This window comes from Gracilimonas mengyeensis (assembly GCF_900182705.1).
GTDB lineage: Bacteria > Bacteroidota > Rhodothermia > Balneolales > Balneolaceae > Gracilimonas > Gracilimonas mengyeensis.
Genome location: NZ_FXTP01000012.1, coordinates 103428 through 130336, shown reverse-complemented (window position 1 = coordinate 130336; position 26909 = coordinate 103428). Strand labels below are relative to the sequence as shown.

Annotated in this window: 28 protein-coding genes and 1 tRNA gene; 24 read left to right on the top strand and 5 right to left on the bottom strand. The window is 41.9% G+C overall.

What is annotated here, in order from left to right:
* Window positions 1–32 precede the first annotated feature (32 nt).
* The gene (locus tag FN815_RS13915) at window positions 33–1463 is read left to right on the top strand and encodes an ABC transporter substrate-binding protein (protein ID WP_142455256.1); all 1431 of its coding nucleotides are present in this window, start codon (window positions 33–35) and stop codon (window positions 1461–1463) included.
* On the top strand, window positions 1460–2335 hold the full coding sequence (locus tag FN815_RS13910; protein ID WP_142455255.1) for an NAD(+)/NADH kinase: 876 nt from the start codon (window positions 1460–1462) through the stop codon (window positions 2333–2335). The genes FN815_RS13915 and FN815_RS13910 overlap by 4 nt, the downstream gene beginning before the upstream one ends.
* A gap of 385 nt (window positions 2336–2720) precedes the next feature.
* Here the strand turns inward: FN815_RS13910 and FN815_RS13905 are convergent, their stop codons facing one another.
* The gene (locus FN815_RS13905) at window positions 2721–2924 is read right to left on the bottom strand and encodes a hypothetical protein (protein WP_142455254.1); all 204 of its coding nucleotides are present in this window, start codon (window positions 2922–2924) and stop codon (window positions 2721–2723) included.
* 250 nt (window positions 2925–3174) lie between these two features.
* Between FN815_RS13905 and bshA the strand changes: the two genes are divergently transcribed.
* Window positions 3175–4326: an N-acetyl-alpha-D-glucosaminyl L-malate synthase BshA gene (bshA, locus tag FN815_RS13900; RefSeq protein WP_142455253.1), complete on the top strand. Its 1152-nt coding sequence runs from the start codon at window positions 3175–3177 to the stop codon at window positions 4324–4326.
* Window positions 4327–4404: 78 nt separating this feature from the next.
* Here the strand turns inward: bshA and msrA are convergent, their stop codons facing one another.
* Window positions 4405–4938 (bottom strand): peptide-methionine (S)-S-oxide reductase MsrA, encoded by a 534-nt coding sequence (msrA, locus tag FN815_RS13895; protein WP_246075294.1) that lies wholly within the window; start codon window positions 4936–4938, stop codon window positions 4405–4407.
* 286 nt (window positions 4939–5224) lie between these two features.
* On the opposite strand from msrA, the gene FN815_RS13890 reads away from it, so the two are divergent.
* The 6 genes from FN815_RS13890 (at window position 5225) to FN815_RS13865 (ending at window position 10430) form a co-directional block, all read left to right on the top strand.
* Complete coding sequence (locus FN815_RS13890) at window positions 5225–5944, top strand: hypothetical protein (protein ID WP_142455251.1); 720 nt, start codon at window positions 5225–5227, stop codon at window positions 5942–5944.
* A gap of 213 nt (window positions 5945–6157) precedes the next feature.
* A complete protein-coding gene (locus FN815_RS13885) occupies window positions 6158–8110 on the top strand; it encodes a glycoside hydrolase family 97 protein (protein ID WP_246075292.1) in 1953 nt (650 codons plus the stop codon).
* A gap of 118 nt (window positions 8111–8228) precedes the next feature.
* Window positions 8229–8498, top strand: coding sequence for a type II toxin-antitoxin system Phd/YefM family antitoxin (locus FN815_RS13880; protein WP_142455249.1), 270 nt, complete (start codon window positions 8229–8231; stop codon window positions 8496–8498).
* Window positions 8486–8776, top strand: a complete 291-nt coding sequence (locus FN815_RS13875; protein WP_221930322.1) for a PIN domain-containing protein — start codon at window positions 8486–8488, stop codon at window positions 8774–8776. The genes FN815_RS13880 and FN815_RS13875 overlap by 13 nt, the downstream gene beginning before the upstream one ends.
* A gap of 218 nt (window positions 8777–8994) precedes the next feature.
* The gene (locus FN815_RS13870; RefSeq protein ID WP_142455248.1) at window positions 8995–10104 is read left to right on the top strand and encodes a DUF4932 domain-containing protein; all 1110 of its coding nucleotides are present in this window, start codon (window positions 8995–8997) and stop codon (window positions 10102–10104) included.
* A 104-nt stretch (window positions 10105–10208) separates the two neighbouring features.
* Complete coding sequence (locus FN815_RS13865) at window positions 10209–10430, top strand: hypothetical protein (protein WP_142455247.1); 222 nt, start codon at window positions 10209–10211, stop codon at window positions 10428–10430.
* Window positions 10431–10470: 40 nt separating this feature from the next.
* Here the strand turns inward: FN815_RS13865 and FN815_RS13860 are convergent, their stop codons facing one another.
* Window positions 10471–11547, bottom strand: coding sequence for a 6-bladed beta-propeller (locus FN815_RS13860; protein WP_142455246.1), 1077 nt, complete (start codon window positions 11545–11547; stop codon window positions 10471–10473).
* A gap of 269 nt (window positions 11548–11816) precedes the next feature.
* On the opposite strand from FN815_RS13860, the gene FN815_RS13855 reads away from it, so the two are divergent.
* From FN815_RS13855 to FN815_RS13805, 12 genes are all read left to right on the top strand, one after another.
* The gene (locus tag FN815_RS13855) at window positions 11817–12035 is read left to right on the top strand and encodes a hypothetical protein (protein WP_142455245.1); all 219 of its coding nucleotides are present in this window, start codon (window positions 11817–11819) and stop codon (window positions 12033–12035) included.
* A gap of 4 nt (window positions 12036–12039) precedes the next feature.
* The gene (locus FN815_RS18950; protein WP_185957309.1) at window positions 12040–12360 is read left to right on the top strand and encodes a type II toxin-antitoxin system RelE/ParE family toxin; all 321 of its coding nucleotides are present in this window, start codon (window positions 12040–12042) and stop codon (window positions 12358–12360) included.
* Between the two features lie 244 nt (window positions 12361–12604).
* A complete protein-coding gene (locus tag FN815_RS13845; protein WP_142455244.1) occupies window positions 12605–13855 on the top strand; it encodes a site-specific integrase in 1251 nt (416 codons plus the stop codon).
* Between the two features lie 115 nt (window positions 13856–13970).
* Window positions 13971–14681 (top strand): hypothetical protein, encoded by a 711-nt coding sequence (locus FN815_RS13840; protein WP_142455243.1) that lies wholly within the window; start codon window positions 13971–13973, stop codon window positions 14679–14681.
* Window positions 14682–14781: 100 nt separating this feature from the next.
* On the top strand, window positions 14782–15072 hold the full coding sequence (locus FN815_RS13835; protein ID WP_142455242.1) for a helix-turn-helix domain-containing protein: 291 nt from the start codon (window positions 14782–14784) through the stop codon (window positions 15070–15072).
* Between the two features lie 26 nt (window positions 15073–15098).
* A complete protein-coding gene (locus FN815_RS13830; RefSeq protein WP_142455241.1) occupies window positions 15099–16610 on the top strand; it encodes a phage/plasmid primase, P4 family in 1512 nt (503 codons plus the stop codon).
* Window positions 16597–17592 (top strand): DUF6371 domain-containing protein, encoded by a 996-nt coding sequence (locus tag FN815_RS13825; protein WP_142455240.1) that lies wholly within the window; start codon window positions 16597–16599, stop codon window positions 17590–17592. Before FN815_RS13830 ends, FN815_RS13825 begins: the two co-directional genes overlap by 14 nt.
* Complete coding sequence (locus FN815_RS13820) at window positions 17589–17780, top strand: hypothetical protein (protein WP_142455239.1); 192 nt, start codon at window positions 17589–17591, stop codon at window positions 17778–17780. Before FN815_RS13825 ends, FN815_RS13820 begins: the two co-directional genes overlap by 4 nt.
* A gap of 190 nt (window positions 17781–17970) precedes the next feature.
* Window positions 17971–18222 (top strand): hypothetical protein, encoded by a 252-nt coding sequence (locus FN815_RS13815; protein WP_142455238.1) that lies wholly within the window; start codon window positions 17971–17973, stop codon window positions 18220–18222.
* The gene (locus FN815_RS18945; protein ID WP_185957308.1) at window positions 18219–18383 is read left to right on the top strand and encodes a hypothetical protein; all 165 of its coding nucleotides are present in this window, start codon (window positions 18219–18221) and stop codon (window positions 18381–18383) included. Before FN815_RS13815 ends, FN815_RS18945 begins: the two co-directional genes overlap by 4 nt.
* Window positions 18370–18732, top strand: a complete 363-nt coding sequence (locus tag FN815_RS13810; protein ID WP_142455237.1) for a hypothetical protein — start codon at window positions 18370–18372, stop codon at window positions 18730–18732. Before FN815_RS18945 ends, FN815_RS13810 begins: the two co-directional genes overlap by 14 nt.
* Complete coding sequence (locus tag FN815_RS13805) at window positions 18719–18928, top strand: hypothetical protein (protein ID WP_142455236.1); 210 nt, start codon at window positions 18719–18721, stop codon at window positions 18926–18928. The genes FN815_RS13810 and FN815_RS13805 overlap by 14 nt, the downstream gene beginning before the upstream one ends.
* A 449-nt stretch (window positions 18929–19377) precedes the next feature.
* On the opposite strand, the gene FN815_RS13800 is transcribed toward FN815_RS13805, so the two are convergent.
* Window positions 19378–19461, bottom strand: a tRNA-Leu gene (locus FN815_RS13800).
* Window positions 19462–19708: 247 nt separating this feature from the next.
* On the bottom strand, window positions 19709–20785 hold the full coding sequence (locus FN815_RS13795; protein WP_142455235.1) for a CNNM domain-containing protein: 1077 nt from the start codon (window positions 20783–20785) through the stop codon (window positions 19709–19711).
* An 850-nt stretch (window positions 20786–21635) separates the two neighbouring features.
* Here FN815_RS13795 and FN815_RS13790 point away from each other — a divergent pair.
* From FN815_RS13790 to FN815_RS13780, 3 genes are all read left to right on the top strand, one after another.
* Window positions 21636–23618 (top strand): ABC-F family ATP-binding cassette domain-containing protein, encoded by a 1983-nt coding sequence (locus FN815_RS13790; protein ID WP_142455234.1) that lies wholly within the window; start codon window positions 21636–21638, stop codon window positions 23616–23618.
* Between the two features lie 341 nt (window positions 23619–23959).
* A complete protein-coding gene (locus tag FN815_RS13785; RefSeq protein ID WP_142455233.1) occupies window positions 23960–24655 on the top strand; it encodes a TIGR04283 family arsenosugar biosynthesis glycosyltransferase in 696 nt (231 codons plus the stop codon).
* Between the two features lie 88 nt (window positions 24656–24743).
* Window positions 24744–26870 (top strand): hypothetical protein, encoded by a 2127-nt coding sequence (locus tag FN815_RS13780; protein ID WP_142455232.1) that lies wholly within the window; start codon window positions 24744–24746, stop codon window positions 26868–26870.
* Window positions 26871–26909 lie beyond the last annotated feature (39 nt).

Sequence of the window (26909 nt, the reverse complement as noted above, 5' to 3'; positions counted from 1 at the left end):
TATCTTAAGTGCCTATAACAAAAGACATTACTATGAAAAACCTGCTGATATTTTTGGTGACCGGGCTTTTGCTTGCCTCTTGTGGTAAAGGACCGGAAACGGTGACGGTTAAGACTGATCCCAGTGAATTACTTGGGCCACCACCGGCAACAACTACAGATACTACAACGGATGACTTCAGGCAGCTAACACTGGGCGAAGTATCAGCGATTGAATCGCTGGACCCCTTGTTTGCAGAATCGGACAGTGAATTTCGGGTACTGGGTTTGGTGTATCAAGGTTTAGTATCACTTGGGGACAACGGACAGGCAGAACCTGCTGTTGCTTCAAGGTGGGAAGTGAATGGAGACTCCACCCAGTTTACCTTCCATCTAAAAACCAACTTGTTTTTTCATGATTCCCAAATTTTTGGAAATGGTAACGGGAGAAGAGTGGTGGCCGGGGATGTTAAGTATGTTTTTGAACGAATGGCCTCTTCCTCAGTTCCATCTTTTGCAGCGGCAAAATTCAGTGATATTCGCGGTTTTGAACAGTATCAAAATGAGTTGATGTATGTAAAAGCTCCGGCAAAGAGAGCCATAAATTCTATTGAGGGGCTTAAGGTGCCTAACGATTCAACCGTGATATTTAACATGAAGACAAGTGCCCCGGATTTCTTGCAGCGCCTGGCTCATCCGCAAGCTTCCGTTTATGCAAAAGAGGCGGTTGGAGTAAATAATGCCCCCATGCAACGACCTGCAGGTACCGGTTTATTTCAATTTGTAAAGAAGGATGGCAACACGCTTATTTTTACGCTTAACCAGGATTACCCTGCACCCAGACCTCAATTAGACCGATTGGATATTGTTTCCGGACTGGAAGAAAGGGACTTGTTCCAGGAGTTTGCCCGAAATAACCTGGATGCACTCATTGAAGTAAGTCCTTCAACCATCCGAACCATCGCAGATTCTTCCGGGGCGTTGCTGACGAATTTCTATACGGATTACACTCTCCAAAAATCTGAAGTGAGAGCTAACTATCCACTGTTTTTCAATCCCGGTTCAGATCAGCCGCAAAAAGCAAAGGAGTTGTTCAGTTCTATAGAAAGCAGGGATTTGATATCAATCGAAGCCCTTGGGGATGTACAAATTCTGTGGCAGGATTCATCATCAACCCAAACAAAAGATAGCTTGAATACACACTTTACCATCACTCAAAGCAATCATCCGGTTGCTCGCTATCTCGTGGGGCGTATTGCTGCGATAGCTACCAGCCGTGGCAGCAGTTTTGGGATGAGTCCTTCGCTGGCTATCTCTGATCAGGTAACTTTTACCACTCGTCCATATATGGGCACGCAAAAGATTTTGCAATGGAATTATCCGTTATATGTGCTATCAGCCAAAGGTATTGCTGGTATTCAGATAGAAGAGCGTCCATGGAAGCTGGATCTTTACAATGTCACCATAGAGGAGGCTGAGGAATGAAGTTTGGGGTGATTGCCAATCCAACCAAATACGAAGTGAAAGAGGTGCTCAATGTAGCATTGAAATGGGCAGCCAAAAGGGGAGTATCAGTTTGTATCGATGGAGAAGTTTTTGATAAAACCGGTGTGGATGATGTATCCGTTTTAGAGAAAACAACATCGGATGAGGAAAGCATAGCCAAGGCAGATGTTGTTTTAGTGATGGGCGGCGATGGCACGATTTTATATGCCGCACGCTTAAGCCGGAAATCAGAAAAACCTATTTTGGGAATTAACAGCGGCCGGCTGGGTTTTATGGCCAACACTCAAAATGAAGAGCTGGAACAGGCGCTGCAATGCGTGATCAACAATAATTATACCCTGGACAAGCGCTCTTTTTTGAAGGCCACCGATACCGATGGCAATACCTATCATGCCTTAAATGAATTTCTGTTTACCCGGCGTGATTCCACTTCTATGATCAATGTGACGGCTCGATATAATGGCAGTCTCATTAATACGTACTGGTCGGATGGGTTGATTGTGGCTTCGCCTACCGGCTCCACGGCCTACAGCCTTTCGTCCGGCGGACCGATTGTAGCCCCCGGCACCGAAGTGTTTGTTGTGACGCCCATCAACCCGCATACGCTAACAACAAGGCCCTTGGTGTTGAATTCAAACTCTCCCTTAACTATTTCTGTGGAGCAACAGGAAAGTGGGGTAGTGTTCTCTCATGACGGACAGATTCACGATATAGACAGTTTCCCTTTTGAGGTAGATATCATTCGGTCAGAACTCACCTTTAACCTGATCCATCTGCCCGGACACGATTACTTTGAAACCCTGCGCAATAAACTGATGTGGGGCATGGATTCCCGACGCCAGCGAGGGTGATATTTGGGAGATAACTGACTCTAGATTTATTCAAAAATCTATGGTCCATTGCACAGATATTGATTAGACGAACTATATTCGCTTGGCTAAATTGTTGAATTCCATCTGTGAAAAATCCTCCCTTGAGGGAGGTGCAGAATTTTAACTTGTTAAAATACGCGGAGGGTGTTTGTTCCAGTGGTTCTAGTTGCTGGAAATAAGCGTCATGTCCTTTGGCACTCACACCTCTCACAACCAATTCAAGAACTTTTTGAATTGGTTGATCTCTCCTCAAGGAGAGACTTTCTTCCCACTGTTTTTATAGCTACTGATCTATTACGGGGAGAATAATCTGCCAATCTAAAATCTTCAATTTTGAATCTTTAATTTTCAATCCTTTAAACCCCTATTCTTCCTCGTCGGCATTGGCGTAGGCCTGGGTGATGCGCTGGTTCATCAGGCGACGGTAGTTGTTGAATTCATACTCGCTGACGCTAAATTCCGAGTGATATTCGCCATCAAAACATTCCACTTTTAACCGGTTGGGCTTTTCTGTTTTGGTGATGGTGACTTGGACCTTGCCTAATTTGTAGGAAGCTACTTCTTTCATCCTTGATGTGATATGATCTTGTTTTTCAGTAAAGGTAAAAAATTATGAGGTGGTAAATAGATTGCAGAGTGCAAATTTCAGATTAGCAGATGGCTCCGGGCTTAATTCATCAATCAGCAATCAACAATAATACATCAAAAACCGAACCCATCTGTAAAAGCTTATGTTAGTTTTACCATCACAAAAATACTTTGCCTACCTTGAGTGTTATCTCAATAGCAATAAAATAAATATCTTTTAGCTTGTTGGAATGAATATAGGAATTGTTTGTTACCCCACATTCGGCGGCAGCGGCGTGGTTGCCACCGAACTTGCCAAAAATCTTGCCAAACACGGCCATAATATTCACATGTTAAGTTACGCCCGGCCTGCCCGGCTCGACACGCTCGAAACCGGCATCACGTATCATGAAGTATCCATCAATTCCTACCCGCTGTTTGATTACCCGCCCTATGACCTGGCTCTGGCTACTCAAATGGTAAACCTGATTGAGTACCAGGATTTGGATTTATTGCACGTACATTATGCCCTCCCGCATGCCACCAGTGCCTACCTCGCAAAACAGATTATGGCCGAAAAGGCTCAACATGTGCCGGTTATAACCACCCTGCATGGCACGGACATCACTTTAGTGGGCAGTGATCCCAGTTACAAACATGTAGTGGAGTTTTCTATCGATAAAAGTGATGGGGTAACGGCCGTATCCGAATACCTAAAGCAAGAGACCTACGACCGCTTCAATATCAAGCAGGATATTAAAGTTATTCCCAACTTTATTGATCTGGATCGTTTCAAGAAATCAAACAAAAGTCATTTTAAGAAAGCAATCTGCCCCAATGATGAAAAGGTAGTAGTACACGTATCAAACTTTAGAAAAGTGAAACGTGTGCCGGAAGTAGTAACCGTATTTTCCAAAATTCTGGAGCATGGTATTCCTTCCAAACTGTTATTGGTGGGGGATGGCCCCGATCGCCAGAAAGCCGAACAGCAGTGCCGTGATCTTGGTATCTGCGAACACGTGCGCTTTTTAGGCAAGCTGGAAGAAGTTGAAGAAGTGCTTTCCATTGCCGACCTGTTCTTGATACCTTCAGGCTCCGAGACTTTTGGTCTGGCAGCACTGGAAGCGATGAGTTGTAGTGTGCCCGTCATTAGCTCCAATATTGGTGGATTGCCGGAAGTGAATATCCACGGTGAAACAGGCTACCTTTGTGATTTGGATGATGTAGATTGTATGGCAAAATATGGGGTGGAGATCCTTGGTAATCCCGAATTGCACAAGCAAATGTCAGAAAATGCCCGTGAACAGGCTACCCGTTTTAACCAGGATGTAGTGGTGAAAGAGTATGAGAACTTCTATCAGGAAGTAAGCGAGAAGCTACACAAGGAAAAAGCCAAACTTTGAGGGTGGTGATGTAGTTGATGTACCGTGATGTGAGTTCATCAATAATCACAGTACATCAATTAAAAATACTTCAGCCAATTACGAGTCTTTCAGGAGATGAGAAAATTCTTTTTTGAATTTCTTAACTTTCGGGGCAATTACAATAGAGCAGTAGCCCGCATTCGGGTTATTCTCAAAATAATTCTGGTGATAGTTTTCGGCCGTGTAGTAATTTTCGAGAGGCTGAATTTTGGTAACAATTGGGTCATCCCATAAATCCGATTCGTCGGTTTTTTTGAGGGATTTTTCGGCAATCTCTTTTTGCTCTTTGTTGTGATAAAAAATCACGGATCGGTACTGAGGCCCAACATCATTTCCCTGACGGTTAAGCGTGGTAGGGTTGTGCGTATGCCACAGTACTTCCAGCAATTCTTCATAAGAAATAACGTCGGGATCGTAGTGGATGCGTGCTACCTCGGCATGACCGGTGCGCCCTGAAGTTACTTCTCGATACGTAGGATCTTCTACGTGTCCGCCAGAGTAACCGGCTTCCACATGGTCTACACCTTCAACCAGTTCGTAAATAGCTTCAACGCACCAAAAACAGCCGGCGCCAAATGTCGCTTTTTCCAAGTTCTTCTCCTTTTGTTGAGCTGATAATGATATGGAACCTAAACTTAATATCAGTCCCGGTATAATTAAATATTTTAGCATGACTTTGTGTGATTGATAAAAGTGATTTTCAGTAAATACCGTTCCTTTCTCATAGGCTATCCTTCAACGAACGCGAGTCTGATTTAGTTCTTTTTGGCTGAGTAAGTAGTTGTGAAAGGTATAAAAGAAACATTTTTTTCCAACCTTAAGTAGGATGTTTTCTTACCTTTCGGGCTGACTAAAAATTATTCTTTCTCTGTTTAACATGAATACATCTAAAATTGCAGTATTTGCTCTGTTCCTTCTGTTTATCACGGCAGGGTGTGCTTCCACTGGCAGCCAATATGTTCTGAATCCCGAATATCAAAACCGGGCTAAAGCTTTTGACACTTCCGTAACTATTTTTCCACTCACCGAAGACCTTGTTGAAGATTCGGTATGGCAGCAGCACCTTAACTATGCCCCCGAGAATTACAGCCTCATCAATTTTGCCAATAAACAAACCTTTATAAAGTATTTTGCTTTGTCGTTTTCCGAAACCACTACGGGTGAGGTAAACAACGTGATGGCCGACGAATCGGTAGAACTTTCTGAGGAAGTTGACTTTTCAAACCAAAGCCTGCCGATCAACGATAAAGAAGAATTAAAGTTGTTGGTCCCTGAAGCGGGTAAACTTGTAACCGATGAAATGGAAACGGATTTTAGTTTGCTCATTCAAAGCATCAATTGGCAGATAGGCCAGGTTGAGGAGCAGTCAAAACCTATTGGAGGCAATAACGACTTGTTTATTGAGCTGGTGATTAAGTTTAAATATGTGATTTGGGACAACCAAAGAGAGCGGGTTGCCGGCTATGGGCTTGTACGCGAAAGTGAGGTTTTATCAGGTCGCCCCGGCCGTATTACCTACATCCAGATTTTTGAGAAAATCAGTCGCGAAATCGTGCAAAACAGTCCTTTACAAGAGCGTTACGTTCAAGAGTATTAAGTACAAACCAGAAGAGATTGTGGTCAGTCAAGGGCTCTTTTTTTATGCAATCATGCAGCTTATTCGGTAAGATTTAGAGCCTGTAGTTTGGTAACTTCAGGCTGTTTATTGTATCCGCTAACTCAGGCAACGTCCATGAAGATTAAACAACTACTACTGTTATTGCTCGTCCCTTTCTTATCGATGTGTTCATCTAAAAATCAAATTGGAAGTATGGATTACTACGACGAAATAGCATCGCCGAATGGAGATTTAGAGATGATTTTTTCATTGACAGGAGGTACGCCTACCTATAGCCTTGCGTACAAAGGTAAGCCGTTGGTTTTGCCTTCTCGTCTTGGGGTGGTTTTTGAAGAAGCCGACTTGAGTGAAGGGTTGACTTTAGAGTATGTGGAAAATTCGGATGTGGATGAGGATTGGACACAGCCCTGGGGGGAGGAAAAGGAAATTCGAAATCACTACACAGAAGTAAAATTTTACCTGTCCAGAGATTTTTCCCGCCAACGGATGAATTTGGTGTTTAGGCTGTATGATGACGGCATTGGTTTTCGCTACGAATGGCCGGAACAAGAGGGATTGCAGGGTTTTGTGATCACCGATGAAATCACGGAATTCAATTTACCCGCCGATCATACCAGTTGGTGGATTGGGGCCTATCAGTTAAATCGCTACGAGCATTTGTTTAACGAAACCCGTGTTTCTGAAATTGATACGGTGCATACGCCTTTCACCATGAAAACCGATGAGGGCCTGCACCTGAGCATCCATGAAGCCGCCCTCACCGATTTCGCAAGTATGACGATCGCTAACAAAGGCAATGATTCGCTGGAAGTGGATTTGGTTCCATGGCTAAATGGAGATAAAGTTCGAGGCTCGGCTCCTCACCAATCACCCTGGCGGACTATCGCTCTTGGTGAAACGGCGGGTGACTTAATGACTAATTATTTGATGCTGAACCTGAACGAGCCCTCCAAACTGGATGGTGCCGATTGGATTAAGCCGGGTAAGTACACCGGCATTTGGTGGGATATGCACCTTGGCACCAAGACCTGGGAGTCGGGTCCGAAGCACGGAGCTACCACCGAATATGCCAAAGAGATGCTGGATTTTACCGCCAAGCATGGATTTCAGGGTACACTGGTGGAAGGATGGAATAAAGGCTGGGATGGAAGCTGGTTCGAGAATGGCGATGTATTCAGTTTTACTGAAGCCTATCCTGATTTTGATTTGGAAGAAGTGGCCGCATATGCCGATTCTTTGGGTGTACAGCTGATAGGTCATCATGAAACTTCAGCGGGTATTGCCAATTATGAAGCCCAGGTGGATGCCGCTTTTGCCTTGTACAACCGGCTGGGTGTTCACACCGTTAAAACCGGCTATGTAGGCGATTTTGTGGATGGTGGCGAATGGCATCACGGGCAATTTATGGTGCGCCACTATCGCGATATTGTGAAGAAAGCGGCTGAGTCGAAGATTATGCTGGATGTACATGAACCTATTAAAGATACCGGTATCCGGCGCACCTGGCCCAATATGATGACCCGTGAAGGGGCTCGCGGACAGGAATACAATGCGTGGTCGGAGGACGGCGGAAATCCTCCTTCGTACACTACTATCGTACCGTTTACACGTGGGTTGGTTAGTCCCTTTGATTACACACCGGGCGTGTTCAACCTGTTGCTCACTGATAAGCCCGAAAACCCGAATAACAACCGCTTGATACATACGCTTGCTAAAGAGCTGGCCTTGTATGTGGTGATTTACAGTCCCTTGCAAATGGTGGCTGATCTCCCCAAAAATCTGGAAGCCCATCCCGATGCCCTCGACTGGGTGAAAGTGGTGCCGGTGGATTGGGAAAAAACGCTGGTACCCGAAGCTGAAATCGGGGAATATGTGGTGGTAGTCCGTAAAGACCGTAACTCTGGCGATTGGTACTTAGGCGGAATCACTGATGAAGAAGCCCGTGATTTCACGATCAATCTCGATTTCCTGGAAGAAGGTAAAACCTACCAGGCCGAAATCTGGGCCGATGGGGAAGATGCCGACTGGGATACCAATCCTTATCCCCTTAAAAAATCCCTGCAAGATGTAACCGCTGATTCTGTGCTGAAACTCAACCTGGCCAAAGGCGGCGGTGTAGCTGTTCGGTTTGCGGAAGAGGAGTAAGGGCTTTTTGTTTCAGATCTAATTTCTAATTTAACGTATTAGTACTCCAAAATTTCCTTTTCCAAAAATTGTTGGAATGGTGTAGATTCTAGACAGACTAGACGAATTGGAGGTTTTCATGACTACAAAAAGAAAAAAGTGGCAACTGCAAGAGGCCAAAAATAAATTTAGTGAAGTAGTCAGAAAGGCTAATCAGGAAGGCCCCCAAACCGTTACCAAACATGGGAAAGACAGTGTCGTGGTTCTTTCAGCAAAAGATTATCAAAAGCTGGAGAGGCCGAAAAATTCATTAGTAGATTTTTTCCAAGAATCTCTTCTTTTTGTGATTCAATTAGATGTCAGGCGGGACAAATCACTGGCTCGAGATATTGAGTTATGGGTTATCTGATCGATACCTGCTGTATTTCTGAGCTGGTAAAAAAGAAGCCCAGTGCTCAGGTCCTAAAATGGTTTGAAGAACACGAAGAGCTATCCATGTACCTGAGTGTAATTACATTTGTAGAGCTAAGAAAAGGAATCGAAAAGTTGCCTGATTCCAAAAAGAAGCAAAAATTGAATAACTGGGTACAAGAAGATTTATCATTCGGTTTTAAAAACCGTGTTTTGGCTATAGGAATGAAAGTAGTCAACAAACGGGGACGCCTGTTCCTGCCATTGATGCTTTAATTGCAGCTACCGCGCTTGTTCACGATTTAGCGGTGGTTACCCGAAATAAGCGGGATATGGAAGCTACCGGTGTTGAGTTGATTAATCCGTGGGGTTAGAACAAATTGGGTAGTAGATGTTCTATAGTTTGAGCCAAAATGCATCAAACTTCATCCTGACTTCATATTTTTAGCAAATAATCAGCTTGCTAAGTTCTGTACTATTTAACCGCGGGGGCTATGCGTGTAAGAACTGTATTTTTTCTGCTGATTATAAGCGGTTTTATGGGGTCCTGTGTCAGGAATGATGATACTCCGCTTGTAAAGGCATATTTCTCAGAAGATTATATTTCGGAGCATAAGGGTAGATATGTGATTGAAGTGCCAAAAGTATACGAGCTGGCGCATGTGGTGATGGCGGTAAAATTTCAACGGCAGAGATCCGATTATTTTATTGAGAAGAGGACCTCGTATTTCCAGGAAGTCCTTGACTATTTCAACGACTATAACTCCTCGAGAATATTCTCAAACTATAGCTATTCCGAATCAGACTATATCGAGAATTATGCGTTCAGGGATAACAGCTATGCCTACAAGATGGTAAATGAGGAGATAAGCCTTAAAGAAACCTACACAAGCATTTCGCAATACGATATTTTTAAGGATTTCTTAGATGATGTCCAGGCTTTCTCATATGAATCCAATTTCAACGATTTTTATACAGCCCATGCCGGTTTTTATGAAAACCAGATTGCCTTATACGATGCTATCATCCCGGTGCAGGATATGTGGGATTGGTTGGAAAACCAGTTTTCTGCCCGGTACGATTGCTACAAAATCATCATTTCTCCGCTTACGGGAGGGAGCCACAGTACCCGCCGGTTTAAAACAGATACATATAAAGAAACCCTGATGTTTGTTCCTGCCCTAAATCCGGAAATTCATTCCATGGACACCTTAAATATTGCTTATAACATTCGGCATGTTTTCACAGAGATTGACCATAACTATGTGAACCCGGTTACCGAGGAATTCCGGGATGAGTTAAAGAAGGCGATGGGAGATTTAAATAACTGGAAAGATGAAAAGCCAAGCAATACGGTATATTCAAGCCATTATATGGTATTCAACGAATACATGACCTGGGCGGTGTATGATATTTATATTTCTGAAAGGTATCCTGAACATATTGCCAGCCAGATCAGAGAGATCACAATTTCCAAAATGGAAGGAGATCGCGGATTTATTCGTTTCAGATCTTTTGAAGATTCCCTTATCCAGATCTATACCAACAAATCTCCCGGTGAGAATATTGAGGATTTATATCCCGAAATCTTAAAGGCTATATAAGTTCTTTTAAAGCTAAAGTTGCTCAAGCCTCTGATTTCAGTTATAATTTATATTAAAGTGATTTTACTTATCGAGAAAACCAGACAAATAAAGAGGAGGTATAGTTGGATAAAAGCAAGCAAAACTACTACTTATATTTGTTGTTGATTATTGTATTCACCGTATTGACGGTGGGTACAGGTCTGTATATGATTGAGCTATATTCCTCCGGCGAATTAATGAACATGATTATCACTATCCCCTTGCTGATACTTTTTGCCTACCTGTTACATGCCAGCAATCAAAAAGCAAAGGAGTGGTACCCGTGGAAGAAAACGGGCAAATAAAATTCCAGGAACATTCTTTTAGGTTGAATAAAATGGGCTGCTATCGCGCTTGTGGAAGTTTGGTTCTGTACACCTTTCCATCCTGAAAGGAACCCAGATAAAGGTCGCGGCTTTGTTCATTTATAGAAAACTCTAAATAACTCATAGGTCCACCAGGCAGAGAATGAATGGAATGAATGTTTGCAGAGAGATCCAGTTTTACCAAAAGTTGTGGGTCATCTTCAATGCCCGGGGTAAACATATAAATACCATCGTCGTACACCCGAAAGCCAGTGATAAATGCAAAAGTTGGGATACCGCGCCCCTGCATTTGCTTGCTGCGTTCAATAGTTTGATCGATTAACCTCTGATTGTAAGGTAGTTTGATGTCTTTTTCCCATACCAAGTCGCCATCGAGGGTGTATTTTTGAAGAATACTATAAGAATTCAGGAATACATAAAGGAAAGGTTCTTTATAGTGCAAAGTGACCATATTTTTAAAAAAGGCGGGCATCTCACCTTTTTGCAACTGGCTAAGCGATTTCTGTACTTGAATACCATCCACCGCTTCACCCATGGTTTCTCCAAAAGCGAGGGTAGAGTCCTTTTTTAAATCCACTACCTCTACCAATTTTCCGCCACGTCCCCCGGTACCCACTGCAAATACGCTGTCATCTATCACCTCAGCTGTCGCGCCATTTCCTGCTGATTTATAGCTATAGCTGTTTAGAAACTCACCGCTATCTGAGAATTGGGAGACTTTAAATTGGCCACGATCAACAACATTTAATGTTCCGGGAGTGTCTTTGATGGCTGTTGGCATAATGAATTCACCGGGACCACGTCCCTCAGCTCCAAAAGTAGTGAGGATGTTGCCAGCTTTATCAAGAATGGTGATGGATTTCTGCGCGAAATCTCCAACAGCCACCTCTCCATTTTGTAAAACCTGTACGATGGAAGGCTGGGCAATATTATGTGTTTCAAAATCCGTGAAAGCAGTAAGGGTATCAATTTCAAACCGTTGAATTTCCCAGGATGTATCCCTTGTGTTCTGCCTTGCATCATTACATCCTATTAAAATGATAGTAAGAGATAAGAATAGTATGGTCTTTAAGGTGCCCCGTTTTAATGTACCCATGATGTTGTCTTAACTAAGTTTATTAAAATACTAAAACAATAGTACTAAAAATTTTTAGAAATGCAAAAGCTGATTTCCGTTAATGTAGAAAAGTGTTTATGGGCCTTATTCCAGTCTGTTAGACTATGGATTTCCTTATTCTAATGAAGTAGGTGGAATTAGAATAAGACAGTAGCTTTGTTAATAACACATCATTAATGAAAGTTTACATAGCATCACAACCACAATTTTCGTTTTTTATATTATATACGTTCACAAATATTAAGACCATGGATTCACAAACTTCAAAAATTGAGATCGCCAAATTGATATTAGAATTGGAAGATCCAAAACTCATCAACAGAATTCATGAAATGATACTGGATGAAAGTAGTAAGTTCAGAAAAAGCTTGACCCAGCATGAAAAAGAAGAGATAAAAATTGGTATTGAACAACTGAATCGGGGAGAGCGAATTTCTTTTGAAGACTTTCTGAAAAAAGTATCGTAAGAATGTGAAGGTATTTTTATCGCCACTTTCAGAATATAAGCTTTCTAAACTTCTTATTTATATTGAGCAAGAATGGGGAAGAAAGTCCAAAGAGAGGTTTTTAAAAAAACTAAAGCTAAAATTCGCCCAAATTTCCAGACATCCTGAAAGCAATCCCAGTACGGAGGATTTTGAAGACATTTTTTGGTGTGTGATCACTCCGCAAAGCTCATTCTACTACCAGATTCTGGAGGAAGAAAATGAAATTGAGGTAATCACTATAACTGACAATCGACAGGATCCAGATCAAATTATTAAGGAAATCAGATTTCACTTCAACAAGTAACCAGGTTACATGCTCTAACAAAAAAAGCCAAGCAACTAATTAACAGTTACTTGGCTTAATTTTTATGTGCTCACGAGAGGACTCAAAGTACTGAGTATAGATGATTAGCTTTCCTTTCATTTATAGCCTATTAATATTAATAAACAGCTTTTCTGTTCTTAAATGTTTTCATAAAGGGCAATAAATACACTATATTGTTGGTAACAAAGTTGGTAACTACTGATATTCACCACACACCACCGATATGAAAACTACTATCACACCTTATCTACTGAAGAGAAGAAAAACAGCGGATGGCCTTTATCCAGTTTATCTGAGAATCACACAAAACAGATCTTACTCTCTGTATTCGACTGAGATCTATATTGAAAAATCAATGTGGAATAAGAAAGGGAACTTCATAAACAGGAACTGGATCAAAGATCATCCTTCAGCTGATGCCTGGAACAATAAAATATTTAGGATCTGGAATGAGATAAACAGAATCATTGATGAAAATGAAGGTATTGGCAGAAAAGAGATCGTTGAAAAGCTCAATGATGATACTGACTCAGTGAAGATATATGATTATGCACTCCAGCACGCTGAGAAACTCAATGATGAAGGAAAGTTTCATCCACATAAACAGACAAAGGTAGTGGCTGAGAAGTTTAAAGAATATGCTGGGAATATCACTTTTGATGAAGTTACGCCTCACATGCTGAATGACTTCCAAGAATACCTGGCAAAGGATAAGAAGCTGGAAGAGGGATCTATCAAAGAGGGCAATCATCCCAATACTATTGTTTCAAACATGGTGAAGCTGAAAGCAGTATTTAAAAAGGCCATGAAAGAAGGACTAATGAAAGAAAATCCTTTTGATAGCTCTGTTTATGAACAAACCAAAAAAGTGGATACAAAGAAAAAGGCTCTATCCATTGAACAGATCCAGAGTATTGAAGATCTGAAGCTGGAAGAGGGATCACAGATCTGGCATGTGAGAAACTACTTCATGTTTTCTTTTTGGAATGCAGGGATCAGGTTCACTGATCTGACCTTTCTAAAGTGGAAGCATATCAAAGATGGAAGATTGACCTATTCAATGGGAAAGACAGATAAACAAAAGGATATACTTCTCACAGAGCCAGCTAAAGAGATCCTGAGCTATTATAAGGATGAAACCGATACAGACCAGGACTTCATCTTTCCAATACTTCCTGATAAGAAAATGACCGTTACAGGATATAAGAAAAAGGCCTCTTCACAGAATGCCATTGTAAATGAAAAGTTGAAGGATCTTCAGAAGATGGCTGGGATTGATACTAATATCAGCTTTCATATTTCAAGGCACTCTTTCGCACGTTGGGCAAAGGCTAAAGGATTGAGCCTGGACTTCATAGGCAAAGCACTTGCTCACAGTAAGAGAGCCACCACTGAGCAATACCTGGAAGATCTGAGCGAATATGATGCAGATTCAGAACTTGAACGACTTGTTAACTCCAGAGGGCAAAAATAATATGTTTTTTCAGACCACCACTTTTACCACTTTTAAGGCAAAGCAAAAAAATATCTTTTTTTTTAGACCACCACTTTTACCACTTTCACCACTTTTTCACTAAAAAACTACCAAAATGACGAAGATTGATTACAAAATATGGCTAACAGAAGGTTACGATCCTTTAGTGATAGGGAAGGCCATTGCCACCGATAAAGGCTCAGAACTTGAATGGATGAAGATTCAGGAATTAAAAAAAGAGGCCTGGAATATGGCAGTTGAGATGATGCTGGAAAGGTTGAAAAATAAAATTACAAATAAACATGAGTGGATTGAAATTGAGATCCAAAATGTGAAAGAATGGATTACGAATCATCCAAAAGAAAGGCAAAATTTTATTGATAACAGGATAGCGCTATCTCACATTGATGGCCAAAGATATACTCATATAAAACATGAATATTCAAAGTTTAAATCTGGAGTAGATACGGCCGTAATTATTGAGGCTAAGTCTGAAGATGGGAGTTTTGAAAGAAGTGATTTATGGTGGATGCACGTTCAAAAGGCATATTTGAAGTCCCTGGAAGAGATAGAAAGTGAGTTTATTGATACAGATACCAAAAAGATCATTGATGTTGCTACTTCTGGCGGGAAGGTTCAAAAAAAGCATAAAGAGCACGCACGGAATTTTATGGCTAAGTATGCTCTAATTAAAAAAGAGTCGCCAGGGTTAAATATTGAAGTGTATATCAAAGAAGTTGGAATGACTAAACTCTCAAATAATACATACAGAAATTGGATCGAAAAGTTTAATGAAGCTGAGCAAATGCTTTCAGATGTTAAATAATTCAAGTGATTCAAGACTTATTCAAGACTTGAGTTGATGTGATAGGTTAATATTGCCTTTAGTTTAAGCTCCAGATAATTGAAACACCACCTGGAGCAATATGAATGAATCCGTAATTGTAACAACAGAAATACAGCTGGAGAAAATCTTCAGCAAGCTCTTTGAAAAGAAAATAAGTGAAACTCTTCCAGATCTAATTGCTGAGGCCACAGCAAAGCCTTATCTAACCAAAGAAGAGTTGATGGATCTGACTGGCTGGAGTTCCAGATCAATACAGAATCTGAGGGATACTGACCAAATTCCCTACTCCAAACATGGCAGAAAGATCCTTTATCCACGAAAAGGGATACTGGAATTTTTGCAGGCGCACCACATTCAGCCTGAAAAATAAAACCGATAACAAAAACTACATTAATAATGATATCACCAGACGAAATAATTAATGAAGCTGAAAAGCTGGCCAGCTCTAAGCCAGTTCTAAGAGATGCAACCTTTGTGCTAAAACACCTACTGGCTCAAATTGAGGAAGTGGATTTTTATGCTGAAGCCTTTCCTGGAATTGAGAAGCTTAGAGCCAAACAAAAGGAAATTGATGATCCTGATCAGCTTTCCGATATACAAAAGAAGATTGATTCATATAAGCTCTTCCAGAAGCATTATTTAATCATTTCCATTGAAAAACTTCTCGAAGTTGCCAGAGCGAACCAGTGGGATTTATGCCAGCGCCTGGCTTATTATTACGTTTTTAATGGAGAATTTTGGCATGTCCTGGCTGAAAAAGAACTGGCTTCCTTTCTGGGGAAAGTGGCTGAAAAGCAGGGGGTTCCTAAATTCGACTCACGCCACTATGAGTTTAAGGACAAACTATTCAAGCAATTTGAAGCAAGCGCACACCTTCCAGAGCCAGAGATTGATGAAGATACCGTATTGATCAACCTGAGAAACGGAACCTTTGAGATAACGCCTGAAGGGCAAAAATTGAGAGCCTTCAATACAGATGACTTCCTCACTTATCAATTGCCCTTTGAATACACTCCAGAGGCTTCAGCACCAATTTTTAAGAGGTATCTAAATGAAGTGTTGCCAGACCTGGAGAGCCAGCAAGTTCTCTCTGAGTTCATGGGGTACATATTTTTGCGAAACTTGAAGCTCGAAAAGGTTTTATTTTTATACGGATCTGGAAGAAATGGCAAAAGCGTGATGTTTGATATCATTAAGGCCATGCTGGGAGAAAATAATATGAGTTATTACGGCCTTCAAAGCCTCACCGATGATTCAGGTTATTATCGGGCAAAGTTGGTGAATAAGTTGATTAATTGGGCTTCAGATGTTGGGGATCGACTCCAGAGCAATACCTTTAAACAGCTTGCTTCAGGTGAACCTATTGAAGCCAGGCTTCCTTATAAAGAGCCTTTTCAGCTTACTAACGTCTGTAAATTCGCTTTCAATACCAATACACTGCCAGCCGATGTTGAGCATACAGATGCCTTTTTTGAGCGGTTCCTGATCATTCCCTTTGAAGAGTATATCGAGCCAGAGAGAAGAGATCCAAAACTGGCTGAGAAGATCATTTCCAATGAATTGCCTGGAGTATTCAATTGGGTACTGGAAGGACTCGAAAGACTTATTGAACAGCAGGGATTTTCACATTGTGAGGCCTCAGATAAGGCTCTCAGAGAGTTCCGAAAAGAAGCTGATTCAGTGGCTTCCTTTGTGGATGAAATGAACTATCAGCCTGATCCAGAACATTGGGTAAAGGCTAAACCGATATACCTTAATTATCGGGAATGGGCAATCAGTGAAGGCCTCAGGCCAGTATCGAGAAAGAACTTTCAGAAGAGATTGGAAGCTCTCGGATATTTCAGTTCCACCAAAAACGTGGGAAAAGTTATTCACCTGAAAAAACATCATGTGAATGGCACTCACTGAGTATAAATATCAATTAGATCCAGGATCAAAGAAGTTTCTTTGTCCTTCATGTGAGCGTAAAAGATTTGTGAGATACGTTGCCCAGGATAATGGAAACTATCTACCTGAAGATGTTGGAAGATGCGACAGAGAGCAAAGTTGTGGCTATCACAAACCACCACGCCAAGCCGATGGTATTGAGCTTGCTAACATACTTTATAAGAGTTCTGAGCCTCGAAAAGAGCCTAAAGCCAGTACATTGCCAAAAGGATATTTAAAGCGTTCTCTGGGCAATTATGAAAGGAATACACTGATCACCTGGATGGCCACATTAAAGGGCTGGAGCTGGGAACGTGCCACTGAAACCGCACAGCTTTACAAAGTAGGAACTTCCAAAGATGGTTGGGCAATTTTTTGGCAGATAGACCAGCAAGGAAAGATACGATCAGGCAAAATGATGGCGTATGATACCGATGGCCACAGGATCAAAGAGGGATACAGCCAGGACTGGATACACTCGAAATTGCAGAGGACAGGACACCTGGAAGCCTTTGAGCTTGTTCAATGTTTTTACGGCCTTCACATAGTTGATGACAGCAAGCCAGTGGCTATTGTAGAAAGTGAAAAAACCGCACTCATTGCCAGCCAATACCTTAAACAGTTTCATTGGATTGCCTCTGGCCAGCTTCATGGAATTAATGAATATAAGATGAAGCCACTTGCTGGAAGATCAATCACATTATTCCCTGATATCGGGGTTTATGATCAATGGAAGGCAAAGGCTGAAGAGCTCAAAGATATTGCTGAGATCAAAGTTTCCACGCTATTGGAAGAGAATGCACCTGAGAAGCATTCAGGATTTGATATCGCTGATTATTTAATCAATTACGATCTGAGAGATTTTTCACCACATGGCTGGAATCCATTCACTGGAGAGATATTTGATGAAAGAGGCTACCCAAAAGAATGGGATAACATAAACACCAAACAATGCACCACATGAAAACAGAAGATAAGCTGGCAGATATTGCCAAATTTATACAAATGAGAAAAGAAGCAATTGAACGTGAAACCGACTTCAATAAAGGACTGAGGCACGCTTACCAGGATATACTCTTCTTAGTGGAAGATATGATGGCAGATCCTGAGTTCCCTTTAGATGAAATTTTAACTGATAAGGTAACTGACTAATGAAATACACTGATAAAAGAGAAGCTGGATTTTATATCTGAGCATGGAAGAGAAGAGTTCCAGAAGCTCTTTAAAAAGTGAAAATAAGGTTAGATGATCCCTTCATCCCTTAACCACTGAGGGGAGGGGGGGTATCTTCACTAAAAGCCTATTTACTTTAATGTTAACCTATTTTTTAAGCCTGAAATAAATGTCAAAATCTTACAAACAAAAGCGATCCAGGAAGAGGCTCACAGTTGATGATCTTATGCTGAAGATGACCGATGCAGTGAAAACAATGGAAAAAATCATCTTAAGTGATAGCTATACAGAGAATCAAAAGATCCAGGCAGTGAATGCACTCTCTGGCTTAGTTGGAAAGTATAAAGGATTGATTGAAACACATGAGATCATTGAACGGATTGAGGCTCTGGAAAATAACAGAATGAGGAAAGTAGGATGATAAAATCAGTAGATAAACGATTGAACAAGCTGGAAGCCTTAACACCTGAGAAAGAATATCCTTCCTATGGTGAATTATTGAAGAGAGAAAGCACTCCAGGCACTGAAGAGAATGAAGAATTTATGAACCTATACAATGAAAATAAATATGAAGATCAATAACAGGCTCGCAAAGTTGGAAGCTGAAGCGCCTTCAGATTATTTTTTTAATTGTCTTACAAATAAGGAACTGGAGCGACTTGTTTATTTGATCAGTAAAGAAAACTCAAAAGAAGAGTTTAAAGACTTGATTGAGCTGGATAATAAAGCCAAAAGAGATGCACGGGTTGAGTTTTTAAAGCAATACGATATTGCAGAACCGTTAAATGTGAGATCGGTATTTAATGCTTTTAAAGAATATCAGCACAAAAAAGGAAGGGTTGATCAATTAGGCCATTCAATAACAGGATCTTTCCCGGCCTTCAATAAATTTTTAATCAATAAAGGATACCATATCAATGAATCTGAATAAGAGATTAAAAGAGATTGAGCGCCAAGAGTTGCCACAGCCAAAACTAAAAGTATTCACTCAGGCAGTTGATGGAACTATCACAGGTGAAGGCCTGGAGTTCAAAAATAAAGCTGAATATGAAAAGTATGCTGAAAAGCAGGGATTCAATGAAAGCAGATCCGTTCTATTTGTAGAAATTGTGAACGCACCGATATAAAATCCTGAATTAGTTATTTCGTCTGGCCTCTCAGTTAGTAGCTGAGGGGTTTTTTTATGAATGCTATACCATTAGCGTGGAAGAGATAAGGCCTGACAATCGAAATATGAAAGCCGTTTCTGAGGCCTGAAGGCTATTTTTGAGAAAAGAGGAATATCAGCCAAAAAAGTGAGCCAGCACCTTCACCACAAAGGAAACTGGCTCAATGATAACAAAAACTACCTATCAGTAGCACCACGCTAAAAGATAGGTAATATTGACAGGTGATATAAACCACCATATCAATTTCATATCAAAAAGTGGTAAAAGTGGTGAAAGTGGCACTTCAAAAAAAAAGATATTTTTTCACCTTCACCCTTCAAAAAGCTAAAAAGTACCTGATTTGTGGTAACACAGTTGGTAACAGGTTTTTTCAGCCTTTGTTTTTACTACACTTACAATAAATTTAGTGCTCACGAGAGGAATCGAACCTCCACGGCCGTTAGGCCATACGCCCCTCAAGCGCACGCGTCTACCAGTTCCGCCACGTGAGCATTGGTAGTAGTAAATCGAAGGGCGACAAAGATAGCGTTTTTAAGGCTCAAATTTCAATCCCTTTATGAAAAAAGTCTGGATTTTGCTTTTAAAGGTTCCTGTGGCTTTAAACTCTGGGTGGTTTTGGAGAATTGAATAGCGCAAGGCTCAGCCTTGCCGGGCTTTTACTTTTGAAGTTTAACTTCAAAAGATCTCTAGGGGATGCCTGAACATTAGGTTTGGTTGCTATCCGCGAATAACAATTAATTAATCCCCTTCATGCTTCTCTTTTAACTTTTCGGGAATTACGATACCCAACCGTTTCGCCCGTTCGCGCCATTTTTGGCGGGCCAGTTTTTGCATGTCTTCGATGGCATCAATTTCATCAACAATCTCCATGCCCAGCAGGGTTTCTACCACGTCTTCCATGGTTACCACTCCGGAAAAGCCGCCGTATTCATCAACCACTACGGCAATGTGTTCCTGTTCTTCCAGCAGTCGCTCGAAGAGGGTTTTTAGGGAAATAGTTTCTGGTAAAATCAGAACCTCCCGCTTAATCTCTTTGAGCTTTTTGTCGCCGTTATCTTCCGAAAGATTATAATATAAATCGTTCTTGAGGATGTAGCCGGTTACATCTTCTTCATTCTCGCCGAACACCGGCATGCGCGAAACCCGAAGTTCTTCCTTCTGTTGCAGCGTTTCTATGATGGTTAAATCTTCCTGGAACTTCACCACTACAATGCGGGGCGTCATAATGTCCTTCACGCGCAGCGAGCGAAACCGGATCAGGTTTTTGAAAATATTGGACTCACCTTCTTCAAAAATACCTTCCTCAAAGCCAAGCTCGGCCATAGCGCTAAATTCCTCGCGACTAACGGTTGGTTCTTTATCATCACTGGAAAGCCATTTAGTGATGCCTTTAGACAGCAACACAAAGGGATATGTCAGGTAAATGAGCGACCGTGTAGTCATTGCCGCAAAGCCAGAAAACTTCTTCCAGTAGGTAGCTCCCAGAGTTTTGGGGATAATTTCAGAAAGCACCAGGATGGCAAGGGTAAGCAGGGCTGAAGTCAGGCCGACGTACGCATTGCCGAATACAGCTTGTGCCTGAGCACCAACTCCGGCGGCTCCAACGGTGTGTGCAATAGTGTTTAATGTAAGAATGGCGGACAGAGGGCGGTCAATATCTTCCTTTAATTCCCGCAGGATAGCTCCACTTTTAGCGCCACTTTTTTCCAGCACCGCAATGTAAGAGGAATTCATGGAAAGCAGCACGGCTTCCAGGACGGAACAAAGGAATGAAACCCCAATTGCCAGTATCAAATAAAATATAAGTAATCCCATAGCACGTAAAGATAGCAGAAAATTTGGTACTTCTTGAGATAAACTGTTTTGGCGGGGATAAGTTTCATGTTAGTAGGATTTGTAGGTCAAAAAGCACTGGCTACTTTTTGACGTCATCTATTTTCTACTTAACAAGGAGAAGAACTCATACACTAGATTTTAACAGCTTCAAATTTCGAAGTTTACCAGTACCCCGGAAACCTCCTCTCCTTGCGAAGGAGAGGATTGAGGTGAGGTCGAAAGACAAGGCTTGAAACGATGGATTATTGTGCTGAGCTAATAAACACTTAGTGAAATCGTAAACAGAAACTAATAACAACTAAACCATATGCACCAAATATGTTCATTGGTTTGGAGTGATTTGACAAGCTGTGCGTGCAATAATGCCTTGGCTACTTTTTGACCTCATCTGTCTTCTCCTAAATAAGGAGAAGGACTCTCCAAATTGATTTGAGCTTTGCATAACCTAGAAATTGATAGTGGTAAAGAATACCTCCTCTTCTTGCGAAGGAGAGGATTGAGGTGTGGTCAATGTATCAGAGCTGTAATTTTGCTCCATGCAAATCATCGTTCAAAGATATCCCTGACCTGTTATACCAATCTTAAATATCTGCCGTGGAAATCATTTTGCAGTTGAAGGCACAGCCTTCATGCACTTTTTCTTTCCAGGTACAACCTGAAAAGAACTGATATGGTATCGAAGTATAGGTCTGGAAGTAACGCACCATCCAAATCTTAAACCTTAAATTTTTAATCTTGAATCTTTAATCCAACAAACCATTTCATTCTGAAGCAGATTAATCCATATTTTCAGCCCTCAATTTTCCTCTAATAATCATTCCCATATACTTTGCTTGCTTTAGATAACATCACATTACACCTGGGCGACCGCGAATTGCTGGACGGCGTCAGTACCTATATCAACCCGGGAGAACGGATTGGTTTGGTAGGTCCAAACGGAGCCGGTAAATCAACCCTGCTTAAAATTATGGTGGGTGTGCAGGAGTGTGATGAGGGCACCGTTTCCTTATCCAGTGAGGAAACCCTTGGCTACTTACCGCAGGATGGGGTTGATCCGGATTTTAGCCTGACGGTGATTGAGGAAGTAGAGTCGGCTTTTGCAGAGCTGTTTGAGTTGGAAATGAAAGTGAAGGCCATACAGGATGAACTGGCTGGAATTGAAGATCATACCAGCAAAAAATACGAGCAGCTGATGGACCGCTATGGAAAGCTTCAGACCGAGCTGGAGTCGTCGGGATTGTACGGTCTGCGCTCGGAAGTGGAAAAAGTGTTGGATGGGCTGGGCTTTAGTAAAGAAGATTTTCACCGAAATACTTCGGAATTCAGTGGAGGCTGGCTGATGCGTATCGCCCTGGCCAAGTTGTTGTTGAAACGTCCCACTTACCTGTTATTGGATGAGCCCACAAACCACTTGGATATAGAATCGTTGCAGTGGATGGAAAATTTCTTGAATAGCTACGAGGGAGCTGTGGTGGTGGTATCGCACGATAAAGCATTTTTGGATACTATCACAAACCGTACTCTGGCTCTCAGAAGCGGGGATATTTCAGATTATGCGGGCAATTACTCTTTCTATGAAAAGAAATGGGAAGAAGAGAAGGAACTGTTGCTGAACGCCAAGAAAAACCAAGAAAAGCAGATCAAGGAAACGCAGGAGTTTATTGATCGATTCCGGTACAAGGCATCAAAAGCGAGTCAGGTACAGAGCCGTGTTAAGCAGCTGGAGAAGATGGAGAAGATTGAGCTTGAAGAAGAACAGAGCGAAGTTTCCTTCAGGTTCCCCGAGCCACAACGCAGTGGTCAGGTCGTGATGCGACTGGAAGACCTGGATAAAAGCTACGACGACCACCAGGTGTTTTCCGGTTTGGATTATGAAATTGAACGGGGTGATAAGGTGGCTGTTGTAGGTCCTAATGGAGCCGGTAAATCCACCCTGATTCGGATACTGGCAGGGAACGAACCCTTTCAGGATGGTAAGAGGGACGTGGGGCATAACGTGACGGTAAATTATTTTGCCCAGCATCAGGCCGATGAACTCAATCCAAAAAGAGATGCCCTGGAAACAATGATGGACGCTGGTTCTGGCCAAAAGGAAAGTAGGCTTCGGACGATCCTTGGTTGCTTTTTATTTCAGGGAGATGATGTATTTAAGAAAGTGAAGGTGCTCTCTGGTGGGGAGAAGAGCCGTTTGGCGCTGGCCAAGATGCTGCTTTCACCGGCTAATTTTCTCATTTTTGATGAGCCCACGAACCACCTGGATATGAGCAGTAAGAATATTCTGCAGCAGGCTATCCAGCAATATGAAGGCACCTGCGTGATTGTATCGCACGACCGGGCATTTCTCGATCCTATTGTAAATAAAGTGCTGGAAGTTCAGCCTGGATACATCAAAACGTACCTGGGGAATGTGTCCTATTATCTGACCCGGAAAAAAGAAGAGGAAGAAGCCAAAGTCGCGAAAGAAGCAGCGAAGCAGGAAAAGGAATCGGAGAAAAATCAACAGCTGTCGCGAAAAGAGCAGCGCCGTATTGAAGCGGAGCGCAGAAATGCCAAGAACCGGCGCACAAAACCCATTCGTCAGAAAATTGAAGCCGTCGAAGCGGAGATTGAAGAAAAAGAAACCCGCAAGATGGAAATCGAAGACCTGATGGCTCAGCCGGATTTTTATGATGACAGCGAGCAGGTGAAGGGAATCTCCATAGAATACGAACAGTTGAAAACGGACCTTACCGATCGCTACTCCAAATGGGAAGAATACCAGCAGCGCCTGGAAGCGGTAGAGCAAGAAGTCATAGAAGAACTGGATTCTTGAGGGATTGAAGATTCAAGATTTAAAATTAAAGAAGTAAGATTACGGAATGATGTATATATGACCTAAAATGACTTATCAGATTTCTTATCGTTTCCAACCATATACTCCGACCTCACCTCAACCCTCTCCTTCACAAGGGGAGGAAGTATCATTCCCTTTCACTGATATGATCTTTAAAACTGTAAATACTTTCATTCAGGAGTCCTTCTCCTTGACAAGGAGAAGACAGATGAGGTCGAATATCTGCTATAATAAATATCGTAGAATCTGACTCATTTGCCACTTGCCACTTGCCACTTGCCCTAAAACCTAAAACCTAACACCTAAAACCTAATCACTCAGTGTTAAGCATCATCATTCCTGCATACAACGAAGCGGATTCCATCGGAAAACTGGTGCGGTGTTTACAGCAAAACAGGGGCGATTATAAAACCGAAATTCTGGTGATTGACGGGGGCAGCACGGATGAAACCCGCCAGGTGGCTGAAAAAGCCGGGGCTTTCGTCTATACATCCCCCCAAAAAGGCCGGGCCCCGCAAATGAATTATGGAGCCAAAATGGCCAGCGGAGAGGTGCTCTATTTTTTGCATGCGGATACGTATCCTCCAGAGAATTTTGGGGCGGTTATTAAGCGAATGCTGAACGAGGGGGCTGCGGCAGGCTGTTTTCGGTTAAAGTTTGACTGGGATCATCCTGCCCTGAAATTTTATAGCTGGTTTACGCGCTTTGACCTGGATGTTTTCCGGTTTGGGGACCAAAGTCTATTTGCGGAAAAAGAGCTGTTTGAGAGAGCAGGGGGATTTCGGGAGGATTTACTGGTGATGGAAGATCAGGAAATAGTGACAAGGCTCAAGAAATATGCTCAATTTTCGATTGCCGAAGAAGCAGTGGTTACCTCCACGCGCAAGTATCGTCAATTTGGGGTTTTCCAATTACAGTGCATTTTCAGTATTATTGTATTCCTTTATTATCTAAGGATCAGCCAGGAAGTGATCAAGCACTTCTACGAAAATTTTTTGAGTGGAGCCCCATATTAAGTTAGTGTTAAAAGCTGTATTCGCTATACGCTTGGCCAGCTTTATTGCTATCTTTTGAGGCCCAAAAAACCCTGTTAGCGATTTTAGTATGAAAATTACCCGATACGGTTTAACCGTAATATCCATTCTGTTTTTTGTATCGATTTCAAGTACGGATGTTTTAGCTCAATTCCCTTATGAGAGATTAGAAACAGAAGGGGGAGATTTGAGACTCTCAATTTCAAATTATGGTATAATCGGTAAAGCCGATGTCCGGAATAATCCTCAAAGTGGAGCCAGTATGAGGTATCCGGCAAACACAGGTACCGAACATTTGTTTGAAGCGGGAATTTGGGTTGGGGCTTACTTAAATGGTCAAATGAATTTGTCTTCTGCAGCTATAACAGATGGAGGGGGGTATCAAACCGGGGCTTCTGGTTTTGAGTTTACTGCTTCTGCTCCATTATTAGAACGAGGTAATGAAACCGGAACCGGGATTAGTGACCACGATATTATTGCAGAGTACACCGATAGGAATATCATAGTGCCTGGAACTACCATCCCTATTCAAAATCATACACAACCTATTGGTGCTGATGTACGGATGGAAAGTTATAACTGGGGTTTCCCTTTTACTGAGAACTTTTCTGTCATCAAATATACTATTACTAATAACAGTCATTTATATGACAATGTACAAGGTGGTACCTGGGACAGCGTATATGTAGGCATGTATGCTGATTTAATTGTACGTGATGTTAACAACACACAAGACCAGGGGACGGCCTTTTTCAATAAAGGGGGGATTGGTTATCTCGATTCACTCTACACTACTTATGCATTTGATGCGGGATCCAATGACAATCCAAGTTTGAATTCCTATGGAGCTATTTCATTATTAGGTTCCATTTATCGAGATGAGTTTTTTCATCCACTGAATGAAGAACTTGAAGAGCGAGGATATACCCCGCCATTGGTAGGTCCAAGCTATTGGAAGTTTAGTCAGGGCACGGGAATTTTCAGAGGTCCAGAAAACGACTTGGATCGCTACGAAAGAATGGCTTCACAATTTGATTTTGATGCTAACCAAGGTGGAAGCACGGCCCGTGAGGCGTTACGAACTGATGGGCAGGACGCAAATGGCAATTATATTTCCATGATTTCTATTGGCCCATATCCTGAAGTGGCACCCGGTGAGTCGTTTGATGTTTATTTTGTGTTTACAGCAGCCTTAAAACCAGATCAGTTTCAGGGGCTTGCCGGTAAAGAAGTAGATACCCCTGAGTCGAGAACGAACTTGGTGTCTTCCATTAATTCTGCATTAAGAGTGATACAAGGGAACGACCGCAACAATAACAACCAACTTGATCCTGGGGAAGATACCAATGAAACAGGTACGTTGGACCGTTTCATATTTCCAACTCCTCCCGATAATCCAACGGTACGACTTGAGCTTAACGCTGGCGAAGTAACGCTATATTGGGATCGTAAAGCTGAAAATTCAATTGACCCGGTAACCAGTGAGCAAGACTTTGAGGGATATAAGATATACCGGAGCGACCTGGGAGATGATTTAAATCCCAATCCAAGAGTAATTCGAGAATTTGATACTCCAGGTAATGATATTGGGTTTAATACCGGTTTTGATGAAGTGCGGCTGGAAGAGCCTGTTACCTTTGAGGGTGATTCTACAGAATACTGGTATAAATATGAGGTTACTGGACTTTTAAGTGGATGGCAATACCAGTTTTCAGTTACCTCTTTTGATTATGGCAGTGAGGTATTTGAATTGGAACCACTTGAGACAAGCCCTAATGTAAATGCTGTGCGTGTGTTTCCAGGAACATCACCCAATCAGGATTTTGACAGTAATGACAAGGAGCATAAAGTTGGAGTGTACCCCAACCCTTATCGTGTAAATGCAGCTTGGGACGGGGCAGGAGAGTTAAACAGAAAGATGATGTTTTACAATCTTCCCTCTAAGGCAGAGATTCGTATTTATACCCTTGCGGGAGATATTGTGGCTGAATTAGAACACAACAGCGACACCTATCGCGGAGATATTGACTGGTTTGAAAATAGAAGTGGTGAGCGTAGAGTCTTTTCCGGTGGAGAGCATGCATGGGATATTTTGTCTGAGAGTAATCAAACCCTACGTTCAGGTTTGTATTTATATACGGTAAAAGATATGAATGGTGGTTCCGTGCAAACCGGCAAGTTTGTCATCATTAAATAAATATTGCGCACTAACATAAACTCCAACAAAGCAGTAACT

Coding starts and splice junctions, on each gene's coding strand:
- FN815_RS13915 (WP_142455256.1), top strand. CDS start 33: ATGAAAAACCTGCTGATATTTTTGGTGACCGGGCTTTTGCTTGCCTCT.
- FN815_RS13910 (WP_142455255.1), top strand. CDS start 1,460: ATGAAGTTTGGGGTGATTGCCAATCCAACCAAATACGAAGTGAAAGAG.
- FN815_RS13905 (WP_142455254.1), bottom strand. CDS start 2,924: ATGAAAGAAGTAGCTTCCTACAAATTAGGCAAGGTCCAAGTCACCATC.
- bshA (WP_142455253.1), top strand. CDS start 3,175: ATGAATATAGGAATTGTTTGTTACCCCACATTCGGCGGCAGCGGCGTG.
- FN815_RS13890 (WP_142455251.1), top strand. CDS start 5,225: ATGAATACATCTAAAATTGCAGTATTTGCTCTGTTCCTTCTGTTTATC.
- FN815_RS13885 (WP_246075292.1), top strand. CDS start 6,158: ATGGATTACTACGACGAAATAGCATCGCCGAATGGAGATTTAGAGATG.
- FN815_RS13880 (WP_142455249.1), top strand. CDS start 8,229: ATGACTACAAAAAGAAAAAAGTGGCAACTGCAAGAGGCCAAAAATAAA.
- FN815_RS13875 (WP_221930322.1), top strand. CDS start 8,486: ATGGGTTATCTGATCGATACCTGCTGTATTTCTGAGCTGGTAAAAAAG.
- FN815_RS13870 (WP_142455248.1), top strand. CDS start 8,995: ATGCGTGTAAGAACTGTATTTTTTCTGCTGATTATAAGCGGTTTTATG.
- FN815_RS13860 (WP_142455246.1), bottom strand. CDS start 11,547: ATGGGTACATTAAAACGGGGCACCTTAAAGACCATACTATTCTTATCT.
- FN815_RS13855 (WP_142455245.1), top strand. CDS start 11,817: ATGGATTCACAAACTTCAAAAATTGAGATCGCCAAATTGATATTAGAA.
- FN815_RS13845 (WP_142455244.1), top strand. CDS start 12,605: ATGAAAACTACTATCACACCTTATCTACTGAAGAGAAGAAAAACAGCG.
- FN815_RS13840 (WP_142455243.1), top strand. CDS start 13,971: ATGACGAAGATTGATTACAAAATATGGCTAACAGAAGGTTACGATCCT.
- FN815_RS13835 (WP_142455242.1), top strand. CDS start 14,782: ATGAATGAATCCGTAATTGTAACAACAGAAATACAGCTGGAGAAAATC.
- FN815_RS13830 (WP_142455241.1), top strand. CDS start 15,099: ATGATATCACCAGACGAAATAATTAATGAAGCTGAAAAGCTGGCCAGC.
- FN815_RS13825 (WP_142455240.1), top strand. CDS start 16,597: ATGGCACTCACTGAGTATAAATATCAATTAGATCCAGGATCAAAGAAG.
- FN815_RS13820 (WP_142455239.1), top strand. CDS start 17,589: ATGAAAACAGAAGATAAGCTGGCAGATATTGCCAAATTTATACAAATG.
- FN815_RS13815 (WP_142455238.1), top strand. CDS start 17,971: ATGTCAAAATCTTACAAACAAAAGCGATCCAGGAAGAGGCTCACAGTT.
- FN815_RS18945 (WP_185957308.1), top strand. CDS start 18,219: ATGATAAAATCAGTAGATAAACGATTGAACAAGCTGGAAGCCTTAACA.
- FN815_RS13810 (WP_142455237.1), top strand. CDS start 18,370: ATGAAGATCAATAACAGGCTCGCAAAGTTGGAAGCTGAAGCGCCTTCA.
- FN815_RS13805 (WP_142455236.1), top strand. CDS start 18,719: ATGAATCTGAATAAGAGATTAAAAGAGATTGAGCGCCAAGAGTTGCCA.
- FN815_RS13795 (WP_142455235.1), bottom strand. CDS start 20,785: ATGGGATTACTTATATTTTATTTGATACTGGCAATTGGGGTTTCATTC.
- FN815_RS13780 (WP_142455232.1), top strand. CDS start 24,744: ATGAAAATTACCCGATACGGTTTAACCGTAATATCCATTCTGTTTTTT.